The 14,697-nt window shown below is 56.7% G+C and carries 10 protein-coding genes and 1 pseudogene; 8 read left to right on the top strand and 3 right to left on the bottom strand.

Going from position 1 to position 14,697, the window contains the following annotated elements; genetic code table 11:
* Positions 1-35: 35 nt before the first annotated feature.
* The 5 genes and pseudogenes from ACR0KW_RS21830 to ACR0KW_RS21810 form a co-directional block, all read left to right on the top strand.
* Positions 36-956, top strand: a complete 921-nt coding sequence (locus tag ACR0KW_RS21830) for a LysR family transcriptional regulator (protein ID WP_480806893.1) — start codon at positions 36-38, stop codon at positions 954-956.
* 338 nt (positions 957-1,294) lie between these two features.
* A complete protein-coding gene (locus tag ACR0KW_RS21825) occupies positions 1,295-3,076 on the top strand; it encodes an adenylate/guanylate cyclase domain-containing protein (protein ID WP_480806892.1) in 1,782 nt (593 codons plus the stop codon).
* Positions 3,077-3,490: 414 nt separating this feature from the next.
* Entirely contained in the window at positions 3,491-4,345 is an 855-nt protein-coding gene (locus tag ACR0KW_RS21820) for a CE1 family esterase (RefSeq protein ID WP_480806891.1), read from the top strand.
* Positions 4,346-4,432: 87 nt separating this feature from the next.
* Positions 4,433-5,254, top strand: coding sequence for a class I SAM-dependent methyltransferase (locus tag ACR0KW_RS21815; protein ID WP_480806890.1), 822 nt, complete (start codon positions 4,433-4,435; stop codon positions 5,252-5,254).
* 93 nt (positions 5,255-5,347) lie between these two features.
* Positions 5,348-5,458, top strand: a pseudogene (locus ACR0KW_RS21810) (integrase); the annotation flags it as partial.
* A gap of 145 nt (positions 5,459-5,603) precedes the next feature.
* Here ACR0KW_RS21810 and torT read toward each other — a convergent pair.
* Positions 5,604-6,605, bottom strand: coding sequence for a TMAO reductase system periplasmic protein TorT (gene torT / locus ACR0KW_RS21805; protein WP_480806889.1), 1,002 nt, complete (start codon positions 6,603-6,605; stop codon positions 5,604-5,606).
* On the opposite strand from torT, the gene ACR0KW_RS21800 reads away from it, so the two are divergent.
* Positions 6,583-9,363 (top strand): ATP-binding protein, encoded by a 2,781-nt coding sequence (locus ACR0KW_RS21800; protein ID WP_480806888.1) that lies wholly within the window; start codon positions 6,583-6,585, stop codon positions 9,361-9,363. The genes torT and ACR0KW_RS21800 overlap by 23 nt on opposite strands.
* Here ACR0KW_RS21800 and ACR0KW_RS21795 read toward each other — a convergent pair.
* Positions 9,336-10,040 (bottom strand): response regulator, encoded by a 705-nt coding sequence (locus ACR0KW_RS21795; protein WP_480806887.1) that lies wholly within the window; start codon positions 10,038-10,040, stop codon positions 9,336-9,338. The genes ACR0KW_RS21800 and ACR0KW_RS21795 overlap by 28 nt on opposite strands.
* Before the next feature lie 114 nt (positions 10,041-10,154).
* Between ACR0KW_RS21795 and ACR0KW_RS21790 the strand changes: the two genes are divergently transcribed.
* Entirely contained in the window at positions 10,155-12,824 is a 2,670-nt protein-coding gene (locus ACR0KW_RS21790; protein WP_480806886.1) for a molybdopterin-dependent oxidoreductase, read from the top strand.
* A gap of 118 nt (positions 12,825-12,942) precedes the next feature.
* Positions 12,943-13,707 carry a radical SAM protein gene (locus ACR0KW_RS21785; protein ID WP_480806885.1) on the top strand — a complete coding sequence of 255 codons (765 nt, stop codon included), beginning with the start codon at positions 12,943-12,945 and terminating at the stop codon, positions 13,705-13,707.
* On the opposite strand, the gene ACR0KW_RS21780 is transcribed toward ACR0KW_RS21785, so the two are convergent.
* Positions 13,682-14,602: a LysR substrate-binding domain-containing protein gene (locus tag ACR0KW_RS21780; protein ID WP_480806884.1), complete on the bottom strand. Its 921-nt coding sequence runs from the start codon at positions 14,600-14,602 to the stop codon at positions 13,682-13,684. The genes ACR0KW_RS21785 and ACR0KW_RS21780 overlap by 26 nt on opposite strands.
* Between the last annotated feature and the right edge of the window lie 95 nt (positions 14,603-14,697).

Raw genomic sequence — 14,697 nt, 5'->3', positions numbered from 1 at the left:
GTAAATGATCCTTTTGTTAACTATCGTTCGTATTTATGAACGATAGATTCTATTCCTGCGCCAAGGCCCTGGTGGCCACTGTGCGCGCCGGTTCAATGAGTGCCGCAGCAGTAGAGTTGAACACCACGAAATCGGCGATCAGCCAGAAGCTTGCGTTGTTCGAAGCTGAATTGGGGCTTGTATTGCTGGACCGGTCAGGTCGGGCGGTGTCCCCGACCACGGCCGGACGCAGGATATTCGAGATCTGCACCGGTCCGGTTGACGCGGCGCTTGAGGCCGAGGCAGAGCTTGGCTTCGCAAGGAGCGGGAAGATTGCTGGTCGAGTTTCGGTCTCGGGTCCCAATAGCTTGCTTGGCACACTGTTTGTTCCCCTCCTGGCTGGACTTCAGTCTCGCTATCCGGATGTCGAACTTGAGCTTCATGCAGACGACTACAGGTCGGATTTTGCGGCAGAGGACATCGACTTGGCGTTCAGGACTGGTTCCGCCGCCAAAGGGCGGTTCATCTCGGCGACCTTACCGCCAACTCGGCGGGCCCCTTACACCAGCCCGGCCCTATTGGAACAGGTGCAAGACGTTACCCGGCCTGCTGACTTATTGCCGCTTCCATGTGTCTTACGAACTCAGGAACCCTGCAAATGGGTGTTCAAGAACGACGACGGCCGACAAGAAGTTGTCACGCCGCCCGTTGGGTTACAGGTCAACACGATGGAGCTTGCCTATTCGGTAGTTTTGAGAGGGCATGCAGTTGCCATGCTGCCTACATTGCTGGCGCAACAGGATGAACACGCTGGGAGCCTCGTGCGCCTGCTTCCTGACTGGTCTACCGAACCGGTTTCCCTGACTTTGCTTTGTCGCCCTGAACGCTTGGCCGCTCCGCAGGTCGCCGCGGTTCGGCAATATATCATTGAGGCATGTAAACCCGTACAGTCGTTGCAGCCAGACAATCACGCGTGAGCTGTATGACGGCATGTGAAATCAACTTGGCTCAACTCAACATGCAGCTAAAAATTTTGATAGTGCAGAACCTCTGATGTTGACGAAAAACATGCTTCATTAGCGAGAGAGACCGGCTAGGCGATGCCTGGTTTGAACATCAAGTTCTGATCGCAGCCCAAACCGGACATCCACAATTGGAATTTTCAGTTTTGTAGATGCGCAACTAAACGGTTACCTTGCTTCATTTCTGAAATAACTGGTTGAGCAACTTCATGTCACGCCAGCGGAAGTGCTGATAGGAGTTACCCTTAGGCGATTTGGTATGCAAAACGCGACGAATTTTGCTAAAGTTCAGCATGGCTATTGAGCGCATGCAGCGCCGCCTCGCGGCGATCCTGACAGCCGACATTGTCGGTTACAGCCGTTTGATGGAAGCTGATGAGGTTGAAGCTCTGGCAACATTGAAGGACTACCGAAACTCAGTAATTGATCCTTTGTTAGGGGCATATGACGGTCGAATCGTAAAGCTCATGGGTGATGGGACGCTGGCCGAGTTCGCTAGTGTTGTGGATGCGGTTCAGTGTGCAGTTGAGATGCAGAGGCGCATGGCTGACAAGAATGCCGCGGCCCCTTCTGGCCGGAATTTGGAACTCCGGATTGGCATCAATCTCGGCGATGTAATTCCCGACGGAGACGACATCTACGGCGAGGGCGTCAATGTGGCGGCCAGGCTGGAGGGCCTTGCGGAGCCGGGCGGGATCTGCATTTCGGGAACCGTGCATGATGCCATCGGACGCGAACTGGCGGCCCGCTTCGAGTTTGCCGGCGAACAGATGGTCAAGAACATCGAGAAACCGGTGCGGGCTTACCGCCATGTCGTATGTACCGAACTGCCTGGCGCCTCACGTCCCAATCCAGCCGAACCAACGCCGACGTATCACCAGGCCATTCCGTCTCTGGCATTAAAGCCGTTCGAGAACCTTTCCAATGAATCGGAACAAGGACGGTTTGCCGACGCATTGTCGAACGGGATCCTTGTGGCTCTGACCCGCTTGCCCGGTCTCATCCTCGTCCAGGACGAGTCACCGCAGTTGGCACGATCCAAGGCCATGACAGAGCAAGAGATCGCCGGCCAGTTCAGCGTGAAATACCTTCTCAAAGGTGACCTACGGAAACTTGGCGACAGAGCCCGGGTCAGTATCCAGCTAGTGGATTTGTCGACCGGTCAGTATCTCTGGGCGGAGAAATTTGACTGGGATTTCTCAGGATCGGAAGATCTTTTTTCCCTTCAGGACGATATTATCGAACAGGTGGTAACTTCACTGGATGTGAAGCTGCTCAGCAGCGAGGCCGCACGGTTGGTTCGCGGATCTCTGACCAATCCTGTGGCGCGAGATACTTATGCGCACGGCGAATATGAGTTCTGGAGCGCGCAGTCGAACCTTGAGCTTCACAACGCGCAGGACCTGCTCGAGCAGACTATCCGGCTGGAGCCCACGGCTTCTGTCGGATACGCAACAGCCGCGCTAGCCTACTGGGTCGAAGCTCTTTCAGCAAGCGGTGAACGTCTCGCGGAGGTGCAGGCTTTGGCCGAGCAACGCTCTCGAGAGGCTATCGAACTCGACGACGTGACCGGTTACCCTCGCTTGGTTCTCGCGCACCTGCATTTGATCCGCAGGGAATTCGATAAAGCTTACTGCGAGGCGGAAAATGCCATTTCCGCTAGGCCGAGTTGCCCTGCCGCTTATGCTCTCAAGGCGAGTGTCCTAAACTACCTTGGCGAGTTCAATGAGGCGCTTGAGCACGCGGAATTTGCGATGCGTCTGACCCCGGTGCATCCTCCGATGTACCCGGCAACACTTGCCAGTGCACTGTACAGTTCCGGTCGATACCACGATGCGATTGATGCCGCGATGTCAGCGCTTAGCGGGGACCAGAGCAACGTCCACGTTTGCGTTATTCTGGTCGCCTCTTATCTAGAAATCGGCAAGAGTGAAGAGGCACGGCGCATGGCTGCGAAGCTCCGGGAACTTAAGCCGGAATTCAATCTATCGAGTTTTGCGGCTTCGCAACCCTATAAGGATCAGAGCCATCTCGAAAACCTGCTTGAGCGCTTGCGACAGGCAGGGTTTGACTAGGTGCTCGACACTCGATCCGTTGACTGTTGCGTGTGTACTTTGGCAGCGATTTGGCCGCTGCGTCACACTCCGCATAGTGCTCTATTAGGTACCAGCAGCATCGGCGTCACGTTCGGTTCCTTTTGCACTGACCTCGGCGAATTAGCTGTCCAAAATTGCTAACTCGCAATGCTAGGAGTTTGATTTTGTTACAGGCTTCAATGAGTGGCTTCAGGACAAGGCTCGGGTTTGTCGGTGGGGTTCTTTGGACGTCTTGTAGACAACCTTATTACTGCCTGTTCACTCACGGCGTGGTCGCTCGTTGCCACCGAATTTTGCGGTAGAGGTGTTCACAGACATTTGGGCCAGTGCCTTCGGAGGTGAGTAACCCTGTGTTATGATTTTGTGATATTTAACGACAGAGGTAAACGTTTGATGCAACCCGAAACGCGTAATCGCATTCTGACGCTCTGCATTGCCATTGCTCTTATTGCTGCAAGGCCAGGCCCTGCTCTTGCGTCTGATGGAGAGTGTGGCGCGCCAGATTCACCTTGTAAATTGGAGGGCGGTGAATACTACGTGGCCTTGCCAGAGGCTCCAGATGAGCCGCCTGCTGTTATTTGGTTGCACGGTTATGGACGGTCCAGCAAGGCGATGATCCAGAATTCAGCCTATGTCGATCCCTTCATCCGGCGCGGCTATGCCGTGATTATGCCCAGCGGTCAGCCCAGTATAAATGACAAAGACCTCGATTGGGGCGTGGCCGCCGGTTACGACCTGGCGCGCGATGATGTCGCCTTTATCAGCGCGGTGCGTACCGACGCGGTGGAACGCCTCGGCCTTGACCCGTCGCGAATTCTAATCGCAGGCTTCTCCTGCGGCGGTTCGATGGTTTGGGACCTTGCGTGCCAAGCGCCAGAGTTGGCAAGAGGCTTTGTCGCTGCGGCCGGGGCGTTCTGGGAACCCATGACCACTGAGTGTGATGCGCCAGTTCACTTGTTTCACGTACATGGCTTCAAAGACCGAATGGTGCCGTTCGAAGGCCGAAAGCTGACATGGGAGGGTGTTGATTTTCACCAGGGTAACGTCATGAAGGGCGTGGATGTCTGGCGCCGCGAGAACGCGTGTATGGGCAGTGCGGATAACAGCTTTGAAAGCGATGGTTATATGCAGAAGGATTGGGTGAACTGTGCTACCGGTTCGATCCGGCTGAAAGTCACCAAAGGCGGACACGGCGTGCCGGAGGGCTGGCGGAACGCCGTGCTCGATTGGTTCGAAGCTCTACCATAAGTACTCGATTGCCCCACAAACCCTTCGGCTATTTTGATCCGATATGCTTTCAGGAGCACCCAGCATACTTGTTGGAAGGAGCTGAGAATGAAAGAACAGGTTTCCGATCACTATGGCTGCAACAGCAGTTTGATTGACCAGATTTCTGATAGCCTGATGGCCACGGGCACTGACCCGAAGAAACTGCGCGCCGTTGATTTTGAACCAATCGATGAGTTCCATTTTCGCGGCAGGCAAGCGACTTTGCAGTTGCTGGGGAAGCTGGAGCTGGCACCGGGCGCGAATGTGCTTGATATTGGCAGCGGACTGGGTGGGGTCTCCAGAACAATTGCTGAAGAAACAAAGGCCAAGGTTACTGGCATAGATCTGACGCAAGAGTTCTGCGACGCAGCCAAAACCATTTCAGGTTGGGTCAACCTTAGTGAACAAACCACGTTTATTCGGGGAGATGCGACACAGCTTCCGTTTTCGGACAGCAGTTTTGATGGTGCGGTAACAGTCCATGTCGCAATGAACATCCCTGACAAACTTTCGATGTACAAAGAGGCGCATCGTATCCTGAAGCCGGGAGCACGATTTGGAATTTATGACATTCTACAGGGCGAAGGCGGTGACGTCGTTTATCCGACTCCGTGGGCTATGGACGCCTCGATCAGTTATCTCTCGACCCCGGCAGAAATGGCGAGTTTTCTGCAAGATGCAGGTTTCAGGATTTTGGACGAAGAAGATTCAACTGCTGAAAGCTACGACTGGCTCAAAGCGAGAATTGCGAAGCCCAAGTCTGATAGCGCCATGCCGGTTACGACACAGATTCTATTTGGGAATATAGCGAACGATATGGTCCAAAACCAACTTCTTGCTCTGGATGAACGTCGTTTGTTGACATACCGCTTCATTTGCACGGCCTGACGATAAAATTGCGCAGGCGCTCGACCCAACTTCTCTGCTAAGGCTGTAATCTCGGGCACGACTGAGATTGAGCAATTGGCTCGAAGTTGAGCCAAGGAATACGCGCGGATTGTTTGAGACTGGGTCACATCTATCGGCCTTGAAGCAAACGCCTACGGAGCCCATTCAATGAGGCGCACGAAAGTCACCCAAATCTACAAGAAAGACGATCGCCAGCAGAACCGAGCTTTGATAGTAGTGGATTTTATCAGAAGCCTTTATCTTCAAAAGCATGTAGGTCCTGTCGAACATGCCTTTGGATTTTTTCGAACTAGCTCACTGATGTATGATGGTCATCTTTTTTGCAGGCTTAATGAATGCTTGGAAAGTACTCCGCAGGCGAAATACGTATTTCGGCCAAATCCGTGTCAGAGCGCGTCAAAAGTATGATGTCGGGCCCGATCAGCCCTCTTCGCTCTCCGGACTCCAGAACGGCCACGACCTGATCGAGTGCCATTGTCCCCTGCATGGTCGGATCGTCAAAGGGCACCGCCAGAACTTTGCCATTCATGAGGCCCCGAATGACTGTGTGGCTGACATAGGTCGCAATCAACCGGGGCGGGTTTGGGTTGTCGGAGTGGATTATACTGCCAATGGCCGCTTCGATCGCGGGGGCACTCCCGATCAGATAATCGGCATCGGGATAACGTTCCAAGGCCGCTTCGACCTGAGCCAATTGTTGACTAAGGCCTGTATCGGCACCAAAGACCTCAAGGATTGTCACCTCGCTACCGCTCAGGCCATTGCGCAGCCCGGCCTCCAGTGGGCCTGTCCAACCGGCTTCTGACGGGCCTGAAATGAAGATTGCGGTTTTGGGCGGTGATCCGTCGGGATGCAACTTGGCCAAATGATGACCAACGGCGTGTCCCATATCCTGCCAGTCGACGCCGATGCGCCCGCTCAGCGTAGCTGCATGAAGCTCGTTGACCAGACCAAAAACAGGGATCCTCAGCGCTGTCTGTTCTATCGCGGCTATCAGATCCGCATGATCGGATGTTACTGCGCCGATGAGGATCGCATCGACACCCTGGTCTACGCAGGATTCAATCTGCTCGATCTGCCGAGACCGGGCGCGATAGCCGCCCGCCTCATAGACCAAAAGGTCCAACCCCAACCGCTCTGCTTGCTGTTCCAGCCCATAGCCGACGCTTAGCCAGTATTCGTCTTTGAAATGGGGAACAAGCACGCACACCAGAGGCCGCGGACCTGCCGCAGCGGCAGACCAGAACGCGACACATAGTCCGGTCGCCAAGATTGAACCAGCCCAGATGGCCCCGTAGTGTCTGACAATGCGACGGACGAGATTTGACACGCGGCTGATCCAGATTCTTTCGGCAATGGGGGCGCTTGCCATTATGGTGGGTATCGTCGCGATTGCCGTCAACCGATATCTTATACGCACTCAGAACGAACTGATCGAAACCAACCTACCCGCAATTGAGCTGGCCAGCCGGATCGGCGCCTCTGCCGAAGTTGTTGGCACGCTTGCAACCGCATTCACGCAGGCGGATACCAGCGATGACCTTGATCGAATTTCAGTTGCGCTTGGCCAGACCGTCGAAAGCATCGAACGTGGGGTTCAGGCTTTGCAGGGCATGACCCCCGCCATGGCAGGCGCGGGGCCGGAATCTCGCGCCAGCGAAGTTGTCGCGCAAATGGCCGAAAACGGACAAGAGGAGTTGCAGCTTGCCATCCGCATCGCGGAACAAACAAACGAGATCATCCAGCTGGCGGGCGAACTGGATTCACTTGTCAGCGACGAGACCGATCTGGCGCGACTAAGGATAACGGCCGGCATCGTAGGGATTTATACCGAGTCTGACGGCGATCCGCGCCCGGCGCTGGACGAGCTTGCGGATCGCCATTTCTTTGCCTTCGAACGGTTGACCGAGCTTGCAAATGTGGTTGATGCGATCCGGCTGAAGCTGCAGCAGGTACAGGTGATTGCCGCACCGGATGCGCTGGCCGATCTGCGCGCCGAGCTATCGGGTCGTCTGACGCTGGCCGACCGCCGCATCCGCTATCTGCCGACACCTACGGCGCGGGATGTGGCACAGGCTGCGCTGCACCAGCTACACGGGACCATCGAACAAGGTGGGCTGGTCGATATTCAGCGGGACAGGATCGCATTGCAGATGGCGATTGCTAACGACAGTCAACGCCTGCAATCCATGATCGCCAGCCTGTCGTCGCAAGCCCGACAGGCTCGTGACGCGGTGCAGGCCCAGGGGATCGCCCAGATCGCGGCGGCAGAACGGCAGTCGTCCGTGATGAACATCGCATTGCTTGTGGTGGTCGCTGCCGCAGTGATCACCGGTTCGATCTTGTGGCTTTACGCCCGACGGCAACTGGTCGCCCGTCTGGGAGAGCTGGCCCGGCGCATCGTGGCCGTGGCAGAAGGTGAATATGGCGCTCCGATGCAGATCAGCGGACATGATGAGATCGGGCGCATGGAAAAAGCGCTCAACATCCTGCGCCGCCGTGCAAGCGAAGCAGCCGACCTGCGCGAACATCTAGAAGAGGCGGTGATCGCGCGCACCGGCGATGTCGTCGCCGAAATGCAGGCCTCGGACGCGGCGCGCACCGAGGCCGAGGCCGCAAACCGCAGCAAGACCGAGTTTCTGGCCCGGATGAGCCATGAAATCCGCACCCCGCTGAACGGGATTATCGGGATGTTGGGGCTGCTGGAGGCCGAAGTGACGGACAAGGCCCGGCAAGACCGGGTGCGAACTGCACACCGCTCGGCCCGCGAATTGCTTGAGATCACCAATGACATCCTGAACTATGCCAGCAGTGAAGACAGCGGCAATCGCACGAACCCAGTGCATTTTCACCTGCGCGATCTGGTTGGCCAGCTTGGTCACCAGTTGCAGTCGCTGGCCGCCAAGACAGGGTTGCAGACCGTTGTCGAACTCGCAGAGCCCGCGCCCCCGGTGCTGTTCGGCGATGTTGTGAAAATCCGCCAGATTCTGGGCAACCTAATCTCGAACGCGGTCAAATATACCAAGCGTGGGACTGTCACGCTTACTGTGGACCATGCGATGGCGGATCATACCGGACAGCCCGTTGTCAGTTTCACGGTGGCCGACACCGGAATTGGCATGACGTGCGAGGCGATCGCTCAGGCGTTTGATGCCTATACGCGGACGGCAGCGGTAAAGCGCGCGGGAATTGAGGGGCTGGGCCTGGGTCTTGCCATCTCGCGCAACCTAACCGAAGCGCTCGGTGGGGCGCTGAGCGTCGAAAGTGAACCCGGCGTCGGCACCCGGTTTACCCTGACCGTCCCGTTGATGCCCGGCGATGCCGATTGTGTGGCCGAGGACGAAACCCACTTGTCCGAGGCTGATCTCAACCGCAATGTTCTGGTGATCGACGATCATGCCGTGAACCGTATGGTGGCACGGGGGTATCTGGAGCGGCTGGGCTGTCGGGTGCAGGAGGCCGAAACCGGAATGGCCGGATTGAAGTGCTGCCGCGACAATCGCTTCGATCTGATCCTGATCGATCTTGATTTGCCGGACATGCGAGGCGAGGAGGTAGCCGCACGGATCGGCGCCAGGGAACACGCGCCGATGCTGGTCGCGTTGACGGCGCATCTGATTGACGACACGGAACAGAACCGCGCCCGGCTGGGTGTTGCGCGCATTCTGGCCAAGCCGATTTCGCCGAGAGCTTTGACGGAAGTTCTTTCGCCCGTCAGCCCAACCGAAACGCACCTGCCCGAAACCGCGGTTCTGGACAGTCTTCGCAGCGATATTTCAGATCTGGGCCCGGAAACAACCGGGCTGATCGTATCCGAGTTTCTACGCGCATTGCCCGAGGCTTTAGAAACGATCAAATCCACACAGGCTGATCAGCAACGCAAAGCCGCCCACCGGTTGAAAGGGGCTGCTGCGAATTTCAGGCTTGAGACCCTGTGTATGCTGCTTGCCGAGTTGGAGGCACAAGACAATGATACCAGCGAGGTCCTGTTGGACAGGGTCTGTGCCAGCGCCAAGACGGCGGCGGCGACCCTTGAAGCGACGGCTGCCGAGGCTGGACTTCAGGTCGAGGCCGGATCAACGAAGTGATAGCCCTGACCATGTTGCGTCAGAATCCATTCGGGATTGGCCGGGTCCTTTTCCAGCTTCTTGCGCAGCCGTCCAACCACCACATCGATCATCCGGTCATTAGTACGGCTTGAGCTGCGGCCGATCAACTCGGACAGCCGCGCACGGCTGAGCGTCTGCCCGGGGTGATCCGCCAGCGCTGTCATGATCGCGAACTCCTGAGGTGTAAGCGTTTCTGTTCTTGCAGCCGAGACCAACCGGTGCCGAATCCGATCGAAACACCAAACGCCAAACAGTTCGACCGGCGGAGCGCCTTCGGGCGCCTGTCCGATATCCGCAATCCGGGCCAGCAGATTTTTCACGCGCGCCGCCAGCTCTCTTTTGTCGAAGGGTTTTGTCACATAGTCGTCGGCGCCCATTTCCAATCCGACGATCTTGTCGACCTGATCATCGCGGGCTGTCAGCAGGATAATACCGACCCGTGATTTTGCCCGCTGTTCACGGGTGATCGTCAGACCATCCTTTCCATCCATGTTGATATCGACCAGCAACAGGTCCGGCGGATCATATTCGATGATGCTTTCCATCTCGTCCGCATCTTCGGCCATGCTGACGCGATGCCCCTGCTCTTGCAGATAAGCGGCAAGCCGCAACCGGGTCGTGCGGTCGTCTTCGACGATGAGGATATGCTGCGCCATAGGCTGCTTTTACATTTCTTTACATATTCGGACAACCGCAGTTGTGCGCAGTCAAAGTGACAGCTTCGCCCAAAGAATAATGTGCGCCCAGAAGCCAGTCACAGGAGGCCCGATATGTCTTTCTCAACGCCAACCCGCCGCGCCTTTTTGCAAGGGGGCATCGCCACATTCGGCGCAACCGCCCTGATGAATTCGACAGCACTCGCAGCACTTGATCCCAACTCCTTTGGGGGCCGCACGTTCCACGCGACCCATTTCGGCCCATTCGAGGCCGTGGTCCGCGATGGCAAACTGATCGGCATCAACAAAATCATGGAGCTTGATGCCCGCCCCACCGAGATGCTGGCCTACGGCGTCATGGACCGCACCTATGACAAGAGCCGGATCAACTATCCGATGGTGCGTAAATCCTATCTGGAAGGTTGGGAAAGTGGCGACATCAAGCCCGAACTGCGCGGCAAGGAAGAATATGTCCGCGTCGATTGGGACACCGCCTGGAGCCTGAGCGCCAAGGCGCTGCTGGATACTGCCACCAACCACGGAAACGAAGCGATCTTCAGTTCGTCCTATGGCGGCTGGTCGAATGCCGGTGTGTTCCGTCCGAACGTTCTGCAGGGACGTCTGATCAACCTGATGGGCGGCTGCACGAACACCGCGGGCGACTGGTCGGCCGGTGCCGGTCAGGTCTGTCTGCCCCATATCATCGGCGACATGGAAGTCTATTCCGCGCAGTCCGCCTGGGAAACCATCCGCGACAATACCGAACTGTTCGTGCTTGTCGGCTGTGACCCGATCAAGAACAACCGGATCGAATACCGCGTGGCCGACCACGGCATGTATGCCCATTGGGAAGAAATCCGGGATGCGGGCGTCAAGTTCATCTCGATCAATCCGCAGCGAACCGCCAGCGACGACTATTTGAACGCAGAGTGGAAGCGGATCATACCGAACACCGATACCGCCCTGTTCCTGTCGATGGCCTATCATGTGCTGGAAAACGGTCTGGAAGATCAGGCCTATATGGACAAGTACACGGTCGGCAGCGACAAGTGGATTGCCTATGTGAAAGGTGAAACCGACGGCACGCCGAAAACACCCGCCTGGGCCTCGGCTATCACCGGCATTGACGAGCAGGAGATTAAGGACCTCGCCGAACTCATCGCGTCGTCGAAAACCAGCATCGCCGGGTCCTGGGCCATCCAACGTGCCCAGCATGGCGAAATGGCCTACTGGTCGCTGATCAACTTTGCGGCCTTGCTTGGCAAGATCGGCAAACCGGGCGAGGGCGTCGGGTTCTCGTGGCACTACGGTAACGGCGGGATGCCTCAGGGTGGTAACGCCACACCGGTCGGCATGAGCCAGGGCCGGAACTTCGTCAAGAAGATCGTCCCGGCCTCGCGGATTACCGAGGCGCTGGAAAGTCCGGGCGTGGACTTCTTCTATAACGGGCAGACCAACACCTATCCCGACATCAAGATGATCTTCAACGCCGGCAACAACTTCATGTCGCACCAGCAGGATACCAACCGGCTGATCCGCGCGCTTGAGAAGGTCGAGACCATCGTCTCTGTCGATGTGTGGTGGACCGCTGCAACCCGCTGGGCTGATATCGTCCTGCCTGCGGCATCGACACTGGAACAGGATGACATCACCTCGGGCGGCACCTATTCGAACGACCGCGTCTACGCGATGAAGAAGGTGATCGAACCCGTTGGCGAAAGCCTGCCGGACTATGAAATCTTCGAAGGGCTGGCCGACAAACTGGGTCTGTGGGCGCAGTTCACCGACAGCGAAGACAAGATGTATCACATCAAACTGGCCTATGAGGCGTCGGGCGCGGCCAAGGAAACCCCGTTCGAAGAGTTCTGGGAAAAGGGTTACGCCCGGATGCCGGTTCCTGCAGAGGCCCGGAAATGGGTGCGCCACGGCGATTTCTACTCCGATCCGGACACAAACCCGCTGCACACCGCATCGGGCAAAATCGAAATGTTCTGCGAAAACATCGCAAACATGGAGATCGAGGACTGCCCTGGTATGCCGATGTGGATGGAGAAACACGAATATCTCGGCAATGCCAAAGAAGGCCAGCTGCACGTCGTGTCGCCCCACCCATGGTACCGGCTGCACAGCCAGATGGACCAATCGGAAACGCTGCGGGGTATCTACAAGGTACAGGGTCGCGAACCGGTTCGGATCAACGCCGATGACGCCGCAAAACGCGGCATCGCCGATGGCGATCTGGTCGAGCTTTACAACGACCGAGGCACCGTTATCGCCGGGGCCGTTGTTAGTGACGAGATCATGCCAGGCGTCGTTTCGATCTACGAAGGGTGCTGGCCGTCACTGGACAGCAAGGGACGTTGTAACTCGGGGCTGGTGAACTTCCTGACCTCAACGCAGCGCGCCTCGGGCCTCAGCGAGGCCACGTCTGCCAACACGGTGCTGATCGAAATGCGCAAATGCGAAGACCCGGAAGGTCCGAACATGGCCTATGAAAAGCCGGCAATTATCGAGGATACGGAGCTTGCCGCTATTGACGACGACAAGCTTGGTCTGGAACGGCTCGAAGCTTTGACCGCTTCTCTTTATGCCGACATGACCCCAGGCGAAAAGATGTTCTTCCAGCGTTGCACCGTCTGCCACGCCCCTCGGGAAGTGACCCACTACACGCAACAACAATGGAAAGGCATCGTGCCATCCATGTTCGAACGGGCCGGTCTTGATGACAGCGAACGCGAACTCGTCATGGAATACCTGATGATGAACGCCGCCGACGCCAACTAAGACCCCAAAGAGCAGCGCGGCTGGGTCAAAGCCCGGCCGCGCAACACCTCAGGAATTCCCCATCAATTGCAGGAGGGTCTGATGCTGGACAAAACAAACAGCAGTGGTTTCGGCAAAAATGCCGACCCTTCTGAACTGGCTCCCATCCAAACTCCGCATATCAGCGCATCTGCCACATCCAAAAGAAAAGCGCGATCCGCTGGTCGATGGTTATGGCCGAACCGTCACCTATCTGCGTCTGTCCGTGACCGATCGCTGCGACCTGCGCTGCACCTATTGCATTGCCGAGAAGATGTCATTTCTTCCCAAGCGCGACCTTCTGAGCCTCGAAGAATTAGCCCGCCTCAGCGACATTTTCATTCGGTGTGGTGTGCGCAAGCTGCGCATTACCGGAGGCGAGCCTCTGGTGCGCCGCGATGTGATGGATTTGTTCCGGGATGTGTCGCGGCATCTGCGGTCCGGCGCGCTAGATGAACTGACGCTCACCACCAACGGTACATTGCTGGCGCGCCATGCAGATGGTTTGGGGGCTTGCGGGGTAAAACGGGTCAACGCCTCGCTCGACACGCTGAGCCCGGATCGATACCGCAGCCTGAACCGGCTTGGTGATATTCGCATGGTTCTGGCCGGGGCCGGATGCCGCGCAGGACGCGGGCCTGAAAGTCAAGCTGAACGCGGTGGCCAGTCGTGGCGCGTTCGAAAACGAAGTCGACGATCTGATCCGCTTTGCCCATTCGCCGCACAGGCAAAGCTCACGGGTCGACGAACTCACAGAAAGCGCAACAAAGCAGACTTCCGCTACAGCTGCACCAAAGCCCGGTTGTGGAACCAGCCATTGCTCTGGTGTAGAACCGCGTTCAGAGCAAAACGTTTGCTTTCATAGCGTCTATGTCCTCAGCCAGTTTCTGGCTAAAGCTTTGAGTTATCAGAGACGTCGGGCGATGTGCGGGGGTGAGAATTGAAACGCTGCTGCTGATTCTGGGGCTAAAGCGGCGAAATACGATACCACAGGTACCGTGCAGGGGATCGTTGCAGCTAAAAGCTGTAATCAAATCGCAAATCAAATAGCACAGGCCCGCTTTGACAAACTGTAGACCAGGTAAGAATGTCCGCAACTCAAACCTACGCTCAAAACTCTTTCCAGTGTTCTTGAAGGCCGCAGATGTCTGAAGGAAAGTCGGATGTTCCGAAAAAAGCGTTGCCAGGTTTGCGCCATCCAGATCTTCTGTTGAAACTAGGGATTTCGTAGCCAGCGGGTCCGAAGCGGGCATAGCACACAGGCATTCCAGGTCGAAATCCTGCTGATGAATTGATTTTCGTGGCTCAGGTGTTTCGGTAAAACCGAGATCGTATTGCTGCGAGGCGATAAGTTCCTCGATTACTTTGGACGAGCGCATCATCAGCGACGCCTTGATAGCGGGCTTGTCTTGCAAAAACTGGCCGAGAACGCTTGGCATGAAGAACCCTGATGCGGCTGGGTGGCAAGCGACGCGCAGGCGGCCACGCTTCAGGTTCGATATTTCCTGTAAAGCGTTCGTGGACTGTGTAAGCCGCGACAGGACGGCCTCGGCCTCTTCCAGAAAATAATGCGCTTCGGGCGTCGGCGTCAGCCGGCCATGCTCTCGTTCGAACAGTCGAAATCCGATCTCATTCTCCAGGCCCGCAATCATCGCGCTGACCGATGGTTGTGTGCGCCCGAGCGTGCGCCCGGCTTCGGAAATGGACCCAGTGCGTAACACTTCGCGAAATGTCGTGAGTTGACGGATTGTCAGGTTCATGTGGTTGAATCCCCATTCAGCCATAGATGCAAACTATGAATATAACGTAATTTCCAATTTGCCCCTATGGAAGAGGAGATAGTAGGTACTGCGAC

The organism is Ruegeria sp. CG11 (genome assembly GCF_056537245.1).
Note: the sequence above shows the minus strand (reverse complement) of the source record. Positions and strands in the feature narration are given on the sequence as shown.

Bases quoted from the DNA above. Each gene is read 5' to 3' on its own strand.
- ACR0KW_RS21830 (WP_480806893.1), top strand. From the start codon at position 36: ATGAACGATAGATTCTATTCCTGCGCCAAGGCCCTGGTGGCCACTGTG.
- ACR0KW_RS21825 (WP_480806892.1), top strand. From the start codon at position 1,295: ATGGCTATTGAGCGCATGCAGCGCCGCCTCGCGGCGATCCTGACAGCC.
- ACR0KW_RS21820 (WP_480806891.1), top strand. From the start codon at position 3,491: ATGCAACCCGAAACGCGTAATCGCATTCTGACGCTCTGCATTGCCATT.
- ACR0KW_RS21815 (WP_480806890.1), top strand. From the start codon at position 4,433: ATGAAAGAACAGGTTTCCGATCACTATGGCTGCAACAGCAGTTTGATT.
- ACR0KW_RS21800 (WP_480806888.1), top strand. From the start codon at position 6,583: ATGCGACGGACGAGATTTGACACGCGGCTGATCCAGATTCTTTCGGCA.
- ACR0KW_RS21795 (WP_480806887.1), bottom strand. From the start codon at position 10,040: ATGGCGCAGCATATCCTCATCGTCGAAGACGACCGCACGACCCGGTTG.
- ACR0KW_RS21790 (WP_480806886.1), top strand. From the start codon at position 10,155: ATGTCTTTCTCAACGCCAACCCGCCGCGCCTTTTTGCAAGGGGGCATC.
- ACR0KW_RS21785 (WP_480806885.1), top strand. From the start codon at position 12,943: ATGCCGACCCTTCTGAACTGGCTCCCATCCAAACTCCGCATATCAGCG.
- ACR0KW_RS21780 (WP_480806884.1), bottom strand. From the start codon at position 14,602: ATGAACCTGACAATCCGTCAACTCACGACATTTCGCGAAGTGTTACGC.